Genomic DNA, 15,575 nt, shown 5'->3' with positions numbered 1-15,575 from the left:
CGGATTTTTGGCACAGCCCTCGGCGCGGTTTCGCGGTCGAAGCGTGCAGTCCGCGAAATGAAAAGGGGCGCCGCGCGGCGCCCCTTCTCTTTTGCGTTCCGATACTTACTGCGGCAACTTGTCGTCGACGCCCTTCACATAGAAGTTCATGCCGAGCAGCGTGCCGTCGTCGGCGACTTCGCCGTCCTTGAGCCACGGCGTGCCGTCCTGCTTGGCGACCGGTCCGGTGAAGGGGTTCCAGCCATCTGCGATTTTCTTCGCGGTTGCCTCGGCCATCGCCTTCACATCGTCCGGCATGTTGGTGAAGGGCGCCAGCTTGACGGCGCCGTCCTTGATGCCGAGCCAGACATTGTCAGGCTTCCAGGTGCCGTCGAGCGCCGCTTGAACGCGGCTGATGTAATACGGCCCCCATTCGTCTGTCAGCGAGGTCAGCTGCGCGTTCGGCGCGAACTTGATCATGTCGGAGGACTGGCCGAAGCCGTGCAGCTTGCGCTCTTCCGCCACCTGCAGTGCCGCAGTGGAATCGGTGTGCTGGACGATGATGTCGGCGCCCTGGTCGAACAGCGCCTTGGCGGCGTCGGCTTCCTTGCCCGGATCGAACCAGGAGTTCACCCAGACGATCTTGGCCTTGAAGTTCGGGTTGACCGACTGCGCGCCGAGCATGAAGGAGTTGATGCCCATCACCACTTCGGGGATCGGGAAGGAAACGATATAGCCGGCGACCCCTGCCTTCGATTCCTTGGCGGCGATCTGGCCGAGCACGTAGCGGCCTTCATAGAAGCGCGCATTGTAGATGCCGAGATTGTCAGCGGTCTTGTAGCCGGTGGCGTGCTCGAACATCACTTTGGGGAACTTCTTGGCGACCTTCACTTCCGGGTCCATGAAGCCGAAAGAGGTGCCGAAGATGATCTTGCAGCCTTCGCGCGCCAGACGCTCGAAAGCGCGGTCGGCATCGGGACCTTCCGAGACGTTCTCGAGATAGGCGGTTTCGACCTTGTCGCCGAGCGCCTTCTCCACCTCGAGGCGGCCTTGGTCGTGCTGGTAGGAATAGCCGAAATCGCCGATCGGGCCGGTGTAGACCCAGCATGCCTTCAACTTGTCGGCGGCCTGCGCCGACGCCGCCAGTGACATGGCGGCGGTCGTGGTCATCAACGCGATAAGCAGTTTTTTCATTGTGTTACCTCTCTGAGTTTAGCCTTGGAGCTTCCCGTTTGTTTTTGTTGTCAACGATCCGGAACGAATGGCTGCCCCAAGGAAGCCGGCGTGTTCATCATCGTCAGACGCTTGTTGCGCGAGATTAGAACGAGAACCACGACGGTTGCCAGATAGGGCAGAGAAGAAAGCAGCTGCGAAGGCACCGGAATGCCAAATGCCTGTGCATGAAGCTGGCCGATCCACACCGCGCCGAAGATGTAGGCGCCGGCCAGCACGCGCCACGGACGCCAGGAGGCGAAGACGACCAGCGCCAGCGCGATCCAGCCGCGGCCCGCGCTCATGTTCTCTACCCATTGCGGCGTGTAGACCAGCGACAGGTGGCCGCCGGCAAGGCCGGCGCAGGCGCCGCCGAAGATGACCGCGAGATAGCGGTAGCGGATGACTTTGATGCCGAGCGCATGTGCCGATGTATGGCTGTCTCCGATCGAGCGCAGGGTGAGGCCGGTGCGGGTCTTGAACAGGAACCACATGACGGCCGCCGTCAGCGCGATCGAGATGTAGAAGATTGGGTCCTGGCCGAACAACAGCCTGCCGACGACGGGAATGTCGGTGAGCACCGGAACGTAGAGGTTTGGCAGCCGCTCGCCCGGCTGGCCGACGAAGCTGGTCCCCATCATGCCGGACAGGCCGAGGCCAAGCAGCGTCAACGACAGGCCGGTCGCCACCTGGTTGGTGGCGAGCGACAGCGTCATCACCGCAAACAGCAGCGAGAACACGGCACCCATGGCGATTGCCGCCAACAAGCCGATCCAGGGCGATCCCGTGAGATAGCCGGCTCCGAAGCCGCCGACGGCGCCCATGATCATCATGCCTTCGACGCCGAGGTTGAGCACGCCGGAGCGCTCGACCACCAGTTCGCCGATTGCCGCGATCAGCAGCGGCGTCGCCGCGGTCGCGATGGTCAAAAGGATGTTGACGGCGATGTCCATCAGCGGGCTTCCCTCAACTTCGGCGCGGCTTCAAGTTTCGCCGCGCTTTTCGTCAGCGCCATGCCGACCAGGCGAATGCGGTAATGGATGAGCGTGTCGCAACCGAGCACGAAGAACAAAAGCATGCCCTGGAACACACGCGCCACCTTATCGGAGATGCCGAGCGCGCTTTGCACCGCCTCGCCGCCGAGATAGGTCAGCGCCAGCACCAGGCCGGCGGCGACGATGCCGAGCGGATTGAGCCGGCCGAGGAACGCCACAATGATCGCTGTGAAGCCGTAGCCGGGCGAAATCACCGGTTGGAGCTGGCCGATGGCGCCGGAGACTTCCGAAATGCCGGCAAGCCCGGCCAGCGCGCCTGACAGCAGGAAGGCGAAGAAGACCATCCGGTTGAGGCCGAAGCCGGCGAAGCGCCCTGCCCTGGGGCTGGAGCCGAGCACGCGGACCTCAAAACCCTTGAGCAGGCGGCTCATCAGCACCCAGATCAGCACGGCTGCGATGAGAGCGAAGACAAAACCCCAATTGGCGCGGCCGGCATCCGGCATCAGCTCGGGCAAAACGGCGGAGTCGTTGAACTGGATCGTCTGCGGAAAACCATGGCCCTGCGGATCGCGCCAGGGACCGCGCACCAGCCAGTCGAGGAAAAGCTGGGCGACGTAGACCAGCATCAGGCTGGTCAGGATTTCGTTGGTGCCGAAGCGCGTCTTTAGGAGAGCCGGGATTGCTGCATAGGCGGCGCCGCCGACCATGCCGAACAACAGCATCAGCGGCAGCACAAGCGGGCCTTCGAACCCGGGAAATAGCACCGGAATGGCCGAGCCGAAAATGCCGCCGAGGATGAACTGTCCCTCAGCGCCAATGTTCCAGATGTTGGCCTTGTAGCAGACCGAAAGGCCGACCGCGATCAGGATCAGCGGTGCGGCCTTGATCGCCAGTTCATGCAGCTGCCAGACCTGGCTGATCGGCTCGATGAAATAGATATCGAATGCGCTCAGCGGGTTGACGCCGAGCAACGCGAACAGAACCGCGCCGGCGATGATCGTCAGGGCGAAAGCGATGAAGGGCGACAGCGCCGAAAACAGCATCGAGCGCTGCGGGCGTTTGACGAGTTCGAGGCGCATCATGCCGTCTCCAGACCATGTTCGGCGTGGCCGGGCTCGGCGCCGCCCATCAACAGGCCGATCTTTTCGAAAGTTGCTTCGGCGATCGGCAGCGGTTTCGACAATTCGCCGTTGTGCATGACCGCGATCGCGTCCGAAATGTCGAACAGCTCATCGAGGTCCTGGCTGATGACCAGAACCGCCGAGCCACTGCGCGCCAGTTCGATCAGCGCCTGGCGGATGTGGGCGGCGGCGCCGGCGTCGACGCCCCAGGTCGGCTGGTTGACGACCATGACGGCAGGGCTGCGGTCGAGTTCGCGGCCGACGATGAATTTCTGCAGATTGCCGCCCGACAGGGCCGCGGCTTCCGGATCGGGCGCGCTCTTGCGCACATCCATCGCCACGATGATGCGCTGGGCGGCGGCATAGACCGCACCGCTTTTGACCGTGCCGCCGGTGCCGACAAAAACCTTGCCGTCGGTGGCGTGCCGCGACAGGAGCAGGTTCTCCGAAAGCTTCATGCGCGGCGCGGCGCCATGGCCGAGGCGTTCTTCCGGTACGAAGGCAGCGCCCATCAGCCGCCGGCCTGTGATCGAGAGCGAGCCGGCATCCTTGCCGCGGATGCGCACGGATGCGGCGTCCTGCTGCAGCACCTCGCCGGAGACGGATTCGAAGAACTCGCCCTGGCCGTTGCCGGCGACACCGGCAATGCCGATCACCTCGCCGGCGCGCACAGTGAGGTTGATATTCTTCAGCGGAATCGAAAACGGCGTTGCCGGCTTGCGGCTGAGGGCGCGGATTTCGAGCAGCGGCTGCGCGGTCTCGATGCCTTCGGCCGGCGCACGCACCACGGCCTTCACCTCGTTGCCGACCATCATGCGGGCCAGCGACGAAGCCGTTTCCTCGCGCGGATTGCAATGGCCGACGACCTTGCCGTGACGCAGCACGGTGGCGCGGTCGCAAATGCGTTTGACCTCTTCCAGCCGGTGCGAAATGTAGAGGATGGATTTGCCCTCGGAGCGCAGGCGCTCAAGCGTTTCGAACAGCTTGTCGGCTTCCTGCGGCGTCAGCACCGAGGTCGGCTCGTCGAGGATGATGAGCTGCGGCGTCTGCAACAGGCAGCGGATGATCTCGATGCGCTGGCGTTCGCCGACCGAGAGATCGCCGACCAGCGAGTCCGGATCGAGCGGCAGGCCATAGCTGAAGGAAAGCGCCCTCGCCTTGGCCGCGATCGAGCTGATCGGTGAGCCGTCATCCAGAGACAGAGCGATATTCTCGGCCGCGGTCAGCGCCTCGAACAGCGAAAAGTGCTGAAACACCATGCCGATGCCGAGCTTCTTCGCCATGCCCGGACTGGTGATCCGCACCGCTTCGCCGTTCCAGAATATCTCGCCGGAATTGGGCTCCAGCGAACCGAACAGCATCTTGACCAGCGTCGACTTGCCGGCGCCGTTTTCGCCAAGCAGCGCGTGGATCTCGCCCTTGGCGATGTTGAGGTCGATATGATCGCACGCCGTCAACGTGCCGAATATCTTGGTCAGGCCACGAACCTCAAGCAGGTTCGCTCCATCATGATCTGCACTCACAGTGCCTCCCATCCGGTTCCCGGACATGTTCTGTGTTCCCGCCAGCATGGTATGCGCTGGCCGCTCTCGTGCGAAAGCAGCACCCACCTTGAAAGAGCTTCAAGAATTTTAGCGGAAACTCAAGGGGTAAAGATTGACCTGCTTCGCACAACAAACCGATCGTCCGGTTTTTCGGGTAAACAGTGCCTGGCGTCGCGGCAAAACGCTGAAAAGCAAGGCAGATCAGGGGATCAGTATGGTCGTGCCAGTGGTCTTGCGCCCTTCGAGATCGGCTTGCGCCTTGCCCGCGTCCTTCAGCGCATAACGCTGGTTGATCTTGATCTCGACCGCACCGCTCAACACCACGTCGAACAATGCCGCGGCGGAGACTTCGAGGTCTTCACGCTTGGCGTTGTAGACGAACAAAGTCGGCCTGGTAGCGAACAGCGAGCCCTTCTGCGCCAGCAGCGACATCGAAAATGGCGGGATCGGTCCAGAGGACTGACCGAAAGAGACGAACATGCCGAGCGGCTTCAGACAGTCGAGCGAGGCCGGGAATGTGTCGTTGCCGACCGAATCGTAGACGACGTCACATTTCTTGCCGCCGGTGATGGCGGCGACCCCGGCGACGAAATCCTGCTCCTTGTAGTTGATGACATGGCCGAAGCCATGCGCCTTGGCGAGCTCGATCTTGTCGGTTGAGCTTGCCGTGCCGATCACGGTGGCGCCGAGATGTTTTGCCCATTGTCCCAGGATCAGCCCGACGCCGCCGGCGGCGGCATGGAACAGGATGGTGTCGCCTGCCTTCACCTTGAAGGTCCGGCGCAACAGATACTCCGCCGTCATGCCTTTAAGCATCATGCCGGCGGCCTGTTCGTCGCTGATGCGGTCCGGCACCTTGACGACGCGGTCGGCGGCGACGACGCGCTGTTCGGCATAGGCGCCGACGTTGACGGCATAGGCGATGCGGTCGCCCGGCTTCAGCCAGTCGATGCCTGCGCCGACCTCGAGAACCACACCTGCCGCCTCGCCGCCGGGGATCAGCGGGAAGCCGCCGGGCGGCGGATAGAGGCCGATGCGGTGATAGACATCGATGAAATTGAGGCCGATCGCGGTGTGCCTGACCAGGATCTGCCCGGCGCCGGGTTGTCCCGGATCGGCGTCTTCATAGGTCAGGACTTCCGGACCGCCATGGGCGTGGATACGGACTGCTTTGGACATTGTGGGCTTTCCTGCGGTCAGGCTTTCTTAGGGTCCGGCTTGGCGCCGAGTTTGGGGAAGAACTGCATGATACCGCCGATGCAGGCGAGGTAAAGTCCGGTGATGGTGATGCCGACCTTGGTAAAGACGCTGACCTGTTCGCCCAAAACGCCGATCTGGTCGTAGAAGGCGGCAAGGGCCGCCTGCGCCAGCGCCAGCGCACCGAAAGCGCACCAGAGCAGCGTCATGCCAAGATTGATTGGCCGCAGCCGCACCACCCGCACGGGGTGAATGAAGTTGATCGGCACGAAGGTCAGGATGCCGGCCGCCACGACGACGCCGAAGGACACCCACTGTCCGGGCTCGATGACGAACAGCGTGAACACGACCATGTTCCAGACCACCGGAAAGCCTTTGAAGAAGTTCTCCTTCGTCTTCATTCCGGTGTCGGCATAATAGATGGCGCTGGACACCACGATGATGGCCGCCGACAGGAACGACAGCCCCTCGCCCATGAAGCCGCGCTGGTAGAGTGCGAAGGCCGGGATCAGCACGTAGGTGACATAGTCGATGATGTTGTCGAGGAGTTCGCCCGACCAGGTCGGCAAAATCTCCTTGACCTCGAGCTTGCGCGCGATCGGCCCGTCTATGCCGTCGACGAACAGTGCCAGACCCAGCCACCAGAACATCGCCGTCCAGCGTTGCTCGCTTGCCGCCACCAGAGACAGGAAGGCCAGGAACGAGCCAGACGCGGTCAACAGATGCACCGAGAATGCCCGCGCCTGCGGCCAGGTGACCTTCTTCTTCGGCCTCGGAATCCGGTCGGTGATCTTTTTGGCGGCGTTTCTGGCGGTTGTGTTCTTGCTCACGGGCCCCGCCAATCCAGTTTGCAGATTTCGGCCGAGCGGCCGGCAAAGTTCCAGTTGCGGCCGAAAGCCCGCATCTTGCTCTTGTCGGACCTGGCCACGATGATCTCCGGCGCGATCCAGTATTCCGAGTTGCCGATCACGGTATCCTTCTCGCGATCCTTGCCGGGAATCGGTGTGACCGCCCCGTCGATGATCTTCGGTATCTGGAAAATACGGGTCTTGTCACGCGTCTCGTAGGTGATCGGCACCTGCTCGACGCCGAGGAACTTGCCGACAAGGATCGACAACAGCGCGGTGGTTCCGCCGGCCTTCCCGGTGAAGATCCTGGTCAGCGCTTTCACCGCATAGACGGAGGCTCGCTTGTCGATGAACAGGCCTGCGGTCCAGTTGCCGCGGCTCATATAGCCGGGGATTTCCATGACCAGACCGAGATTGAGGCCGGACAGGTCGACCTCGCCGAAATGGCCTGCGTCGATGCGGAAGCCCGCCCAGGTCTGACAATAACCCTCCGTCGGCGGATGGCTGCCAAGCGACAGCACGCAAGGACAAAAAACCGTGCAATTGCAGGAGAGCACGAGCTCTCCTTTCATTGCCCAGCCTTGCTCTGCCATGGAATTATCCCCCGTCATGCCGAGACTACTAGCAGGGCGATTGCCCAGACAAGCAGTATCGCACCGGCCACTCGGGTTGGAAGGCTGCCGGTGGTCTGTTTTTCGATCAAGGTGAACAGGCCGATCAGCGCCATCCAGAACACGTTCATCGCGCCGACGGCAAACATCACCAGCATCAGCGCCCAGCAGCAGCCGAGGCACCACAGGCCCTGCTTCAGCCCTAGCCGGAAGATGCCACCCGGCTCCGCGCTCCAGTTGGAAAACAGTGTCGAGAACGGGTTCCGGCATTTTGTCAGGCAGGCCTGCTTGAGGCTGCTGAACTGGTAAAGGCCGGCAACCAGCAGCGCGGCCGCCGCGGCAAGGCCGCTCACCGGATCGAGCAATCGAGCGGAGGACGCAAATGCGTGGACGAGCAACGTCAGCACCGCGAAGCCGATAGAGGCGACAAGCCATGTCGAGAGGTAGCCGGCGACCAGGACCAGCGGGTGGGCCACCGGCTCGCCCTTGATGCGGGCGGTGTCGGCGATTTCACAATAGGTACGGATCATCGGCGCCGCCGACGGCAGCATCTTCGCCACGGCCATCAAAAACCACATTACGATCAGCGCCAGAACCGGTGCGCCGCCAGCATCAAGTGGTGCGGGCGTCAGGCACATGCCGAAGAAGCGGTCGAGGACATCCGGCAGCGGCAGTTGCGGCAGATATCGCAGGACCACATCGCCTGGTACGCCGGGGAGCCGGCCTTCGGCGCCGCGGATCGCCATGGCGCCGAGAATGAACCAGGCGAGCAGAATGCCGCCTGCGATGGCGATGTTGACCGTCAGGCGGGGGCTGCGGGCCAGGCTTGCCGTGGCGCGGCCGGCGCGGTCGAGATGGCTGAAATCGTCCTGCTGGCCGGTCATGACAACCGAATGAGCCTAATCGCCGCGTTGATCAAGCCGCATGGTCTGACCTATATCCATGGGTAGACACCTGCATCGCAAACTGGAAGTCCAATTTGGATCATCGCGAGACAGCACGGATACTGGTAGCCGGCAGCGGCCCTGCCGGACTGATCGCGGCGCTCGGTTTCGCCGAGGCGGGCTTTCCGGTAACCCTGGTCGGACCCGAAGCAGGCGGGCCCGATGGCCGGACCACGGCGCTGATGAACCCTGCTCTCAAGGTTCTCGATCGGCTGGGCGTGCTGGCCGAACTTGCGCCGAAGGCCGCGCCGCTGAAGGTCATGCGCATCGTTGATGCGACCAGCCGGCTGATCCGCAGCCCGGTGGTGACTTTTCGCGCCATAGAGATCGGCGAGGAGCAGTTCGGGCTCAACCTGCCCAACAGTGCGCTGAACCCGACGCTGGCCAAGTCCGTCGCGGCGCATTCCGGCATCGAATGGCTGACGTCGATGGTCGAGAGTTGGCGTCTGGACGCCGATCAGGCGCATGCCGTCTTGACTGATGGTCGCGAAGTCTCGGCCGCGCTTGCGGTCGCTGCCGATGGGCGCCTGTCGCCGGCGCGCGAGGCGGCAGGCATAGTGGCCTCGGTGCGATCCTACCGCCAAGCGGCGCTGGTGCTGAATTTTGGCCATCGCAGCGAACACGGCTTCACCTCGACCGAGTTCCACACAGAGACTGGGCCGTTCACCCAGGTGCCGTTGCCCGGCAACCGCTCCAGCCTCGTCTGGGTGGTGAAACCGGAGACGGCGAAGGACCTCGCCGCACTCGATGACGCGACGCTTTCCGAGCTTGTCGAGCAGCAGATGCAGTCGATGCTGGGCCGGGTGTCGGTCGAGCCCGGCCGACAAATTTACCCGCTATCAGCGGCATCACCGGGGCGCTTCGCGCAAAACCGGGTGGCGCTGGTCGGCGAGGCTGCACATGTATTCCCGCCGATCGGAGCCCAAGGTCTCAACCTCGGCATCAGGGACATCGAGGATCTGATTGGAATCGCTGGTGAAAATCGCGGCGACCCCGGCGCCGCGAAGGCCCTGGCCGCCTATGATTCCAGGCGCCGTCCCGACATTCTGGCGCGTTCCGGCGCGGTCAATCTGCTCAACATGTCGCTGCTTTCGGACATGCTGCCGGCGCAGATGGCACGCAGCGCCGGCCTCAATGTGCTCGGCAGTTTCGCGCCGCTGCGCGCCTTTTTCATGCGCGAAGGCTTGAGGCCGGGCAGCGGCTTTGCGGCGCTTACCGGCGGTTCAGGGAAACAGGTCCGGCGGTAAGATGCCGTGGCGAATCATGTAGAGCAGCCCGGTCACCGTCAGCACCGAGAGGCAGGTGGTGATCAGCACGCTGGCCGAGGCGCGTTGCACCCAGACGCCATATTGCTGGGCGATGACGAAGACGTTGGTTGCGGTCGGTAATGCCGCCAAAAGCACGGCTGAAAAAACCCAGATTTCGGAAAAGTTCCCGATCCAGCTCAGCACGACGTAGCAGAGCGATGGATGCAGGATCAGCTTCAGCGCCGCGATCGACGCCAGCTCATGCGGCACGCGGTTGAGCGGCCGGAGCGCAAGCGTCACGCCCATGGCAAACAGGGCGCAAGGGGCGGCTGCCCGCGAAAGATATTCAAGCAGGCGATCGACCGGCTGCGGTGGGTGAAAGCCGAGATAGGCGGCGCCAACGCCAAGCGCGGTCGCGATGATGAACGGGTGCAGGACGATTTTCCTGACTACGCCGAGGATGAGCCGCCACGGCGATGTCTTGTCGTCGCCCGACAGCGCCATCATCAACGGCGCGATGGCGAAATGCATGATATTTTCGAAGCAGAAGATCAGCGCGACGGGAACCGCCGCTTGTTCGCCGAAGGCGAGCAGCGCCAGCCCCGGCCCCATATAGCCGATATTGCCGTAGGCCGCGGCCAGCGCCTTGATCGTCGACTGGGCGATCTCGCCGCGCGACGCCGTCACCGACCATACGAACATGATCGAGAAGATCGTGTAGGTGGAAAATACCGAGCCGAAGATGAAGCGCCATTCGGTCAACTGTTCGAACGGCGTGCGGGCCAGCAATTGGAAGAACAGGGCAGGAAGCGCGACATAGACGATGAAGGTGTTCATCCAGCCAAGCGCTTCCAGCGGCTGCCTGGTCATGCGCGCGACCAGAAAGCCGATGAAAATCAGCCCGAAGAACGGAAGAACAAGACCGACAATGTCAGACATTTTTGCCCTGGCCCGAAACCCCGGGACCGGGCTAGCCCGTAGCTTCATCGGGCGTCAAGCGCTTCGGCATTGAACTGACCCGCTATCTGCGCCAAATAAAGCCTGATCCCAGACCTAAGTCGGGCTCGATTTTTGGCCACGGTGTGTGTAAATTCAAAGTGTTAGAGCGCTCTTCGCACATACGAGGGGACGCCGGGCGCTCTAGAGGCTTAGTGGTGAGTACGATGAAAACAGCCAAATTCTCGATCGGACAAGTGGTTCGACACCGGCTGTTTCCATTCCGCGGCATCATTTTCGATGTCGATCCGCAATTCGCCAACACCGATGAATGGTACGAGGCGATCCCGGCCGACGTGCGGCCGCGCAAGGACCAGCCGTTCTACCATCTGCTCGCTGAAAACTCGGAAACCGAATACATTGCCTATGTCTCCGAGCAGAACCTGCTCGAGGACCAGTCAGGTGAGCCGGTCCGGCATCCACAGATCGGCGAGATGTTCGACAAGCGGCCGGACGGACGCTACGAGCCAAAACGCCAGTCGAGACACTGACATCACCTTGCATCGACGTGACGACAACAAAAAAGCGGGGCATGACCCCGCTTTTTGTCGCTCCGGTATCTGTCCCGGCGATTAGTTGGCGGCTTTGGCCTTGGCCTGCTCGTCCTTGAGCTTCTTGGCGAAGTCCTGGTTGTTCTTGACGACGAAATCCTGAAGTTTTTTCTGCCGATCCTCGATGTCCGACTGCTGCAGCGGCGCGCCGTCAAAGGCGCCGCTGAAGCCGGTCAAGGCAACCTTGATGGGATTTGGCTGACTTTGGAAGTTGATCGAGGTCAGCGTGATCGCCTGTCCCTTCTTGAAGGACGCGACGAGCGCGTCGGTCAGCGGCACTTCGGCAACGCAACGGTCGGCGAAGCAAATGACATAATCCAGCTTCGTCGCCTTGCCGGCGTCTATCTGCAGGGCGATGCCGGGGGGCACCAGGCGACCTGGGGGAACCGTGACCTGGAAGACCTTGCGGTTTACCTTGCCCTTCAACTCGATCAGGCTGACGCCGGTGACGAACTGGCCGTTGCCGGCAGTGATGATGTTCTGGACATTGCAGATGTCGACATCTTCCTGCTTGGTGCAGGCCTTGAACCAACCCTGCGGAATCTGTTGCTGTGCCGAAGCGGTGGGAAGTCCGGCGCCCAGAAAGCCGACCACGCCCGCGGCCAGGACCGAAAGGCGGTATGCGTTGCTGTTCAGGCTCGTCATGTCGTGCATTTCCTCTCAAATGATCCCGGGACGGCTTCTTCGCGCCGTGTGGTCCTGCTACCTGTTGCCGAATTGAGGCAACAGAATGACTTCGGAGCGCGTGTTACACTGCATGAGCAGCCGAATCCAGCCCGCCGCCTGCAATTCTTGGCCTCGCAATTTGGGTCGTGCGATTTGGGTTGATGTATCTGGCCGGAGCGCCGCGGCGCCATGTTAGGGTGCACTCCGAATCATCAAGCCGCCCAGTAAGGAGACGGTCATGGGCCGCATTCTTGTTTGGCTGATCGCCGCAATTTCGTTCTTCGCCTTTGCACCCGGCGTGGCGATGTCGGAACCGAAACATGCCATCGCCATGCAGGGCGAGCCGGCGCTGCCAGCCGACTACCAGCATTTCGACTACGTCAATCCCGATGCGCCGAAGGGCGGCAACATCACTTACTGCGTCGTCGGCAGCTTCGACAATCTGAACCCGTTCATCCTGAAGAGCCTGCGCACCACGGCGCGCGGCATGCAGGACCTCATTTTCGGCAATCTCGTCTTCGAGCCGTTGATGATGCGCAACTACGACGAGGCCTTCAGCCTCTATGGCCTGCTCGCAGACACAGCCGATATGGATCCCGAGCGCAAGTGGATCGAGTTCCATCTCAACCCAAATGCAAAGTGGTCCGATGGCGACCCGGTGACGCCGGATGACGTGCTGTTCACCTACGATGTCTTCACCGACAAGGGCCGCCCGCCCTATAGGGATCGCATGAGCCTGATCGCCAAGCTCGAAAAGACCGGCGATCACAGCGTGCGCTTCACCTTCAACGACAAGGCCAATCGCGAGACCCCCTTGATCATCGCGCTGACGCCGATCATCCCAAAGCACGCCTTCAACAAGGATACCTTCGACAAGACGACGCTGAAGCCGGTGATCGGCAGCGGTCCCTACATCATCGACAAGGTGCAGCCGGGACAGCGCATCGTGTTCAAGCGCAACCCGAATTACTGGGGCAAGGACATCCCTTCCAAGCGCGGCTTCGACAATTACGACCAGATCACCATCGAGTACTTCCTCAACGCCAATGCCAAGACGGAAGCGTTCAAGAAAGGCATCTGCGCCATTTACGATGAGGGCGATCCGGTCAAGCGCGAGCGCGATATCGATTTTCCCGCCTTTCATCGCGGCGAGGTGATCGCCGAGACCTTCGACACCGGCATACCGCCCGTGGTGACCGGCTTCCTGTTCAACACGCGACTGGAGAAGTTTTCCAATCCGGAGGTGCGGCGCGCGCTCGGCATGCTCTACGACTTCGAATGGGCCAACAAGAACCTGTTCGGCGGTAAGTACACGCGCACGATGAGCTACTGGCAGAATTCCGAACTTTCCGCGCTCGGCCATCCCGCTAGCGACAGGGAAAAGGCGCTGCTGGCGCCCTACCCCGGCCGCGTGCCGGCCGATGTCATGGACGGCAGCTGGCGCCCGCCGGTGAATGACGGCACCGGCCAGGACCGCAAGGTGCTGAAGCTGGCGTTCGACCTGCTGAAGAGCCAGGGCTACGCCGTTAGGGATGGCGTCCTGCTGGATCCCAAGGGAAACCCGTTCGGTTTCGAGATCCTGACGGCGTCGCAGGACGAGGAACGCTTTGCCGCCATCTATCAGCGCTCGCTGGAAAAGATCGGCATCGCGGTGACCATCCGCAGCCTCGAGGCCGACCAGATCCAGTCGCGCAAGCAGCGTTTCGACTTTGAGGTTCTTGTCGGGTCGAGCGGGTTCAGCAACTCGCTGTCTCCCGGTATGGAGCAGAACCTTCGCTGGGGTTCTTCAGAGGCCAAAAGAGAAGGTTCATTCAATCTGGCCGGCGTCGCCGATCCGGCGGTCGACGCGGCGATCGACGCGATGCTGAGAGCACGGACCAAGGAAGACTATGTCGCCGCCGTGCGCGTGCTCGACCGATTGCTGATCTCCGGCAATTACATGGTGCCGATGCAGTACAACGCGCAGCAATGGCTCGCTTACTGGAATTACCTGGACCATCCCAAAAAGACGCCCATATTCGGTTATCAATGGCCGACCTGGTGGCGCAAGCCGAACTGAGCGTGGCCGAGATCGGTCTCGCTGAAACGTTCGGCTGCAGGAGATCAAGATGAGCGATGACAATTCCATTACCGTCGACGTGGTTTCCGACGTCGTCTGCCCCTGGTGCTTCGTCGGCCAGAAGCGGCTGGATAAAGCGATTGCCGCTGCCGGCGACGTTGAGGTTCATGTGCGCTGGCGGCCGTTCCAGCTCGACCCGACCATCCCGCCCGAGGGCAAGGACCGGCGCGAATACATGCTGGCCAAATTCGGCAGCGACGAGCGCATCCGTCAGATGCATGCCCGCGTAGAGCCGCTCGGCGAAGCCGAAGGCATCAATTTCGCTTTCGACGCCATCAAGGTCGCCGCCAACACGCTGGACGCGCATCGTGTCATCCGCTGGGCCGGTGCCGCCGGTGAAGCCGTGCAGAACCGGCTCGTGCGCCGGCTGTTCCAGCTGTATTTCGAGGAAGGCGGCAATATTGGCGACCACGCCGTGCTGATCGATGCCGCCCGCGAGGCAGGCATGGACGCTGCCGTGGTCGAAACGCTGTTGCCGACCGATGCCGACGTCGAGGAGGTGCGCACAGAAATCGCCACGGCATCGCGGATGGGGATCACCGGCGTGCCGTGTTTCCTGCTCGAAGGCAAATACGCCGTCATGGGCGCGCAGGACGCCGACACGCTGACTGATGCCATCCGCCAGGTCGCGGCTGCAAAGGCCAAGGGCGAGCTGGAAAAGGCCGGCTAGAGCCTGTTCCATCCCGATGGAAATCGGGATGGGCCTCTATCTCCTTGTTTGAGCATGTTCTCTGGACAAAACGGTTTCCCGTTTGTCCGAGAAAACCGGCAACCACTTTTCGGGATCATGCTCGGGTTATTTCACCGTCACCTTGGCTTTGCTGAGGAAGAATCCGTGGCCGTTGCTGCCCGTGCAGGTCAGTCCCTTGGTTGACGACTGGCAGGTAAACGGCCCTTTGCTCCAGCTGCTTCCGTAAGCCAGCTTCGCCACATCGCTGCAGCAGCCCTGCTCGCCCGGATTCCTGATCAATGTCGCCGGGCCGTTCGGCCCAAGGATCACGGTGACGTAGCTGGGCTCGACGCGCGAACAGCTCAGTTCCGGACCGCCATCCTGTGGTTCGTAGGTGCTGGTGCCGCCCTTCGGCGTGTAGATGCAGCCGATGTTGCCGGACGGAGCATTGAACTCGATTTGCCCTTCGGCGCTTGCCGGAATGGTCTGGCTGACGGCATGCGCAAGAGGCAGCCAGGCAAAGAGCGTCACCATTGCGGGAACGGCTGCGCGTGCAAGCATTGGGGAGCTTCCTTGTTGGGGACCGGACATGCATCGGTGCCGACAGTGCCCGGCAAGGTTCATTCCAGTGCGCTTGATTGTCAAACGGTGTTGAGCTGCAGCTAAAAAGCGTGGGCCAACTCATGAGCAGTCGCCGTGCAGGAGCGACGATCTTGCGTGCCCAACCATGATGGCCGGTGAAATGATTCGGGCGGCCTGGGGCGATCACGGACGGCAATTTTTCGGGCGATCCGGTTAGCGCGCGGTGGGAAAACCGGCCGACGGGCAGGCCTTTTGGTCACAAAGCCGTGTATGAGCCTTCCCTCAGGGAATAT

At 62.1% G+C, this 15,575-nt stretch carries 15 protein-coding genes; 4 read left to right on the top strand and 11 right to left on the bottom strand.

From position 1 onward, the window contains the following. Positions 1–105: 105 nt before the first annotated feature. The 8 genes from NKH38_RS18315 to NKH38_RS18280 all read right to left on the bottom strand — a co-directional run bounded on the left by NKH38_RS18315 (position 106) and on the right by NKH38_RS18280 (position 8,391). On the bottom strand, positions 106–1,173 hold the full coding sequence (locus NKH38_RS18315) for a BMP family ABC transporter substrate-binding protein (protein WP_023682527.1): 1,068 nt from the start codon (positions 1,171–1,173) through the stop codon (positions 106–108). A gap of 50 nt (positions 1,174–1,223) precedes the next feature. Continuing rightward, positions 1,224–2,144 (bottom strand): ABC transporter permease, encoded by a 921-nt coding sequence (locus NKH38_RS18310; RefSeq protein WP_023668962.1) that lies wholly within the window; start codon positions 2,142–2,144, stop codon positions 1,224–1,226. Further along, positions 2,144–3,268 (bottom strand): ABC transporter permease, encoded by a 1,125-nt coding sequence (locus tag NKH38_RS18305; RefSeq protein ID WP_352762114.1) that lies wholly within the window; start codon positions 3,266–3,268, stop codon positions 2,144–2,146. Before NKH38_RS18305 ends, NKH38_RS18310 begins: the two co-directional genes overlap by 1 nt. Continuing rightward, positions 3,265–4,842, bottom strand: a complete 1,578-nt coding sequence (locus NKH38_RS18300; RefSeq protein WP_352762142.1) for an ABC transporter ATP-binding protein — start codon at positions 4,840–4,842, stop codon at positions 3,265–3,267. The genes NKH38_RS18305 and NKH38_RS18300 overlap by 4 nt, the downstream gene beginning before the upstream one ends. A gap of 210 nt (positions 4,843–5,052) precedes the next feature. Beyond that, positions 5,053–6,030, bottom strand: a complete 978-nt coding sequence (locus NKH38_RS18295; protein ID WP_023668965.1) for a quinone oxidoreductase family protein — start codon at positions 6,028–6,030, stop codon at positions 5,053–5,055. Between the two features lie 17 nt (positions 6,031–6,047). Next, the gene (gene pcsA / locus NKH38_RS18290) at positions 6,048–6,878 is read right to left on the bottom strand and encodes a phosphatidylcholine synthase (RefSeq protein WP_023688483.1); all 831 of its coding nucleotides are present in this window, start codon (positions 6,876–6,878) and stop codon (positions 6,048–6,050) included. Then, the gene (locus NKH38_RS18285) at positions 6,875–7,489 is read right to left on the bottom strand and encodes a DUF1326 domain-containing protein (RefSeq protein WP_023688484.1); all 615 of its coding nucleotides are present in this window, start codon (positions 7,487–7,489) and stop codon (positions 6,875–6,877) included. The genes pcsA and NKH38_RS18285 overlap by 4 nt, the downstream gene beginning before the upstream one ends. A 14-nt stretch (positions 7,490–7,503) precedes the next feature. Next, complete coding sequence (locus NKH38_RS18280; protein ID WP_352762115.1) at positions 7,504–8,391, bottom strand: DUF2182 domain-containing protein; 888 nt, start codon at positions 8,389–8,391, stop codon at positions 7,504–7,506. A gap of 95 nt (positions 8,392–8,486) precedes the next feature. Between NKH38_RS18280 and NKH38_RS18275 the strand changes: the two genes are divergently transcribed. Then, positions 8,487–9,698 carry a UbiH/UbiF family hydroxylase gene (locus NKH38_RS18275; RefSeq protein ID WP_352762116.1) on the top strand — a complete coding sequence of 404 codons (1,212 nt, stop codon included), beginning with the start codon at positions 8,487–8,489 and terminating at the stop codon, positions 9,696–9,698. Here the strand turns inward: NKH38_RS18275 and NKH38_RS18270 are convergent. After that, positions 9,675–10,637 carry an AEC family transporter gene (locus NKH38_RS18270; protein WP_352762117.1) on the bottom strand — a complete coding sequence of 321 codons (963 nt, stop codon included), beginning with the start codon at positions 10,635–10,637 and terminating at the stop codon, positions 9,675–9,677. The genes NKH38_RS18275 and NKH38_RS18270 overlap by 24 nt on opposite strands. 224 nt (positions 10,638–10,861) lie before the next feature. On the opposite strand from NKH38_RS18270, the gene hspQ reads away from it, so the two are divergent. Further along, positions 10,862–11,185, top strand: a complete 324-nt coding sequence (gene hspQ / locus NKH38_RS18265; protein ID WP_023668971.1) for a heat shock protein HspQ — start codon at positions 10,862–10,864, stop codon at positions 11,183–11,185. 81 nt (positions 11,186–11,266) lie between these two features. On the opposite strand, the gene NKH38_RS18260 is transcribed toward hspQ, so the two are convergent. Beyond that, on the bottom strand, positions 11,267–11,890 hold the full coding sequence (locus tag NKH38_RS18260; RefSeq protein ID WP_023668972.1) for an invasion associated locus B family protein: 624 nt from the start codon (positions 11,888–11,890) through the stop codon (positions 11,267–11,269). A gap of 259 nt (positions 11,891–12,149) precedes the next feature. On the opposite strand from NKH38_RS18260, the gene NKH38_RS18255 reads away from it, so the two are divergent. Together NKH38_RS18255 and NKH38_RS18250 are read left to right on the top strand one after the other, a co-directional pair. Continuing rightward, positions 12,150–13,970: an extracellular solute-binding protein gene (locus NKH38_RS18255; RefSeq protein WP_023706824.1), complete on the top strand. Its 1,821-nt coding sequence runs from the start codon at positions 12,150–12,152 to the stop codon at positions 13,968–13,970. Positions 13,971–14,019: 49 nt separating this feature from the next. Beyond that, complete coding sequence (locus NKH38_RS18250) at positions 14,020–14,700, top strand: DsbA family oxidoreductase (protein ID WP_352762118.1); 681 nt, start codon at positions 14,020–14,022, stop codon at positions 14,698–14,700. Between the two features lie 126 nt (positions 14,701–14,826). Here the strand turns inward: NKH38_RS18250 and NKH38_RS18245 are convergent, their stop codons facing one another. Next, on the bottom strand, positions 14,827–15,261 hold the full coding sequence (locus NKH38_RS18245) for a hypothetical protein (protein ID WP_352762119.1): 435 nt from the start codon (positions 15,259–15,261) through the stop codon (positions 14,827–14,829). Positions 15,262–15,575: the final 314 nt, after the last annotated feature.

It is taken from the genome of Mesorhizobium sp. M1078 (assembly GCF_040318615.1).
Classification (GTDB): domain Bacteria; phylum Pseudomonadota; class Alphaproteobacteria; order Rhizobiales; family Rhizobiaceae; genus Mesorhizobium.
This window is presented reverse-complemented; position numbering and strand designations above follow the sequence as displayed.

Excerpts from the sequence above, each read along its gene's own strand:
- NKH38_RS18245 (WP_352762119.1), bottom strand. The coding sequence starts at position 15,261 with ATGCTTGCACGCGCAGCCGTTCCCGCAATGGTGACGCTCTTTGCCTGG.
- NKH38_RS18285 (WP_023688484.1), bottom strand. The coding sequence starts at position 7,489 with ATGGCAGAGCAAGGCTGGGCAATGAAAGGAGAGCTCGTGCTCTCCTGC.
- NKH38_RS18250 (WP_352762118.1), top strand. The coding sequence starts at position 14,020 with ATGAGCGATGACAATTCCATTACCGTCGACGTGGTTTCCGACGTCGTC.
- NKH38_RS18315 (WP_023682527.1), bottom strand. The coding sequence starts at position 1,173 with ATGAAAAAACTGCTTATCGCGTTGATGACCACGACCGCCGCCATGTCA.
- NKH38_RS18280 (WP_352762115.1), bottom strand. The coding sequence starts at position 8,391 with ATGACCGGCCAGCAGGACGATTTCAGCCATCTCGACCGCGCCGGCCGC.
- NKH38_RS18300 (WP_352762142.1), bottom strand. The coding sequence starts at position 4,842 with ATGGGAGGCACTGTGAGTGCAGATCATGATGGAGCGAACCTGCTTGAG.
- NKH38_RS18295 (WP_023668965.1), bottom strand. The coding sequence starts at position 6,030 with ATGTCCAAAGCAGTCCGTATCCACGCCCATGGCGGTCCGGAAGTCCTG.
- NKH38_RS18255 (WP_023706824.1), top strand. The coding sequence starts at position 12,150 with ATGGGCCGCATTCTTGTTTGGCTGATCGCCGCAATTTCGTTCTTCGCC.
- NKH38_RS18305 (WP_352762114.1), bottom strand. The coding sequence starts at position 3,268 with ATGATGCGCCTCGAACTCGTCAAACGCCCGCAGCGCTCGATGCTGTTT.
- NKH38_RS18310 (WP_023668962.1), bottom strand. The coding sequence starts at position 2,144 with ATGGACATCGCCGTCAACATCCTTTTGACCATCGCGACCGCGGCGACG.
- hspQ (WP_023668971.1), top strand. The coding sequence starts at position 10,862 with ATGAAAACAGCCAAATTCTCGATCGGACAAGTGGTTCGACACCGGCTG.
- NKH38_RS18260 (WP_023668972.1), bottom strand. The coding sequence starts at position 11,890 with ATGACGAGCCTGAACAGCAACGCATACCGCCTTTCGGTCCTGGCCGCG.
- NKH38_RS18270 (WP_352762117.1), bottom strand. The coding sequence starts at position 10,637 with ATGTCTGACATTGTCGGTCTTGTTCTTCCGTTCTTCGGGCTGATTTTC.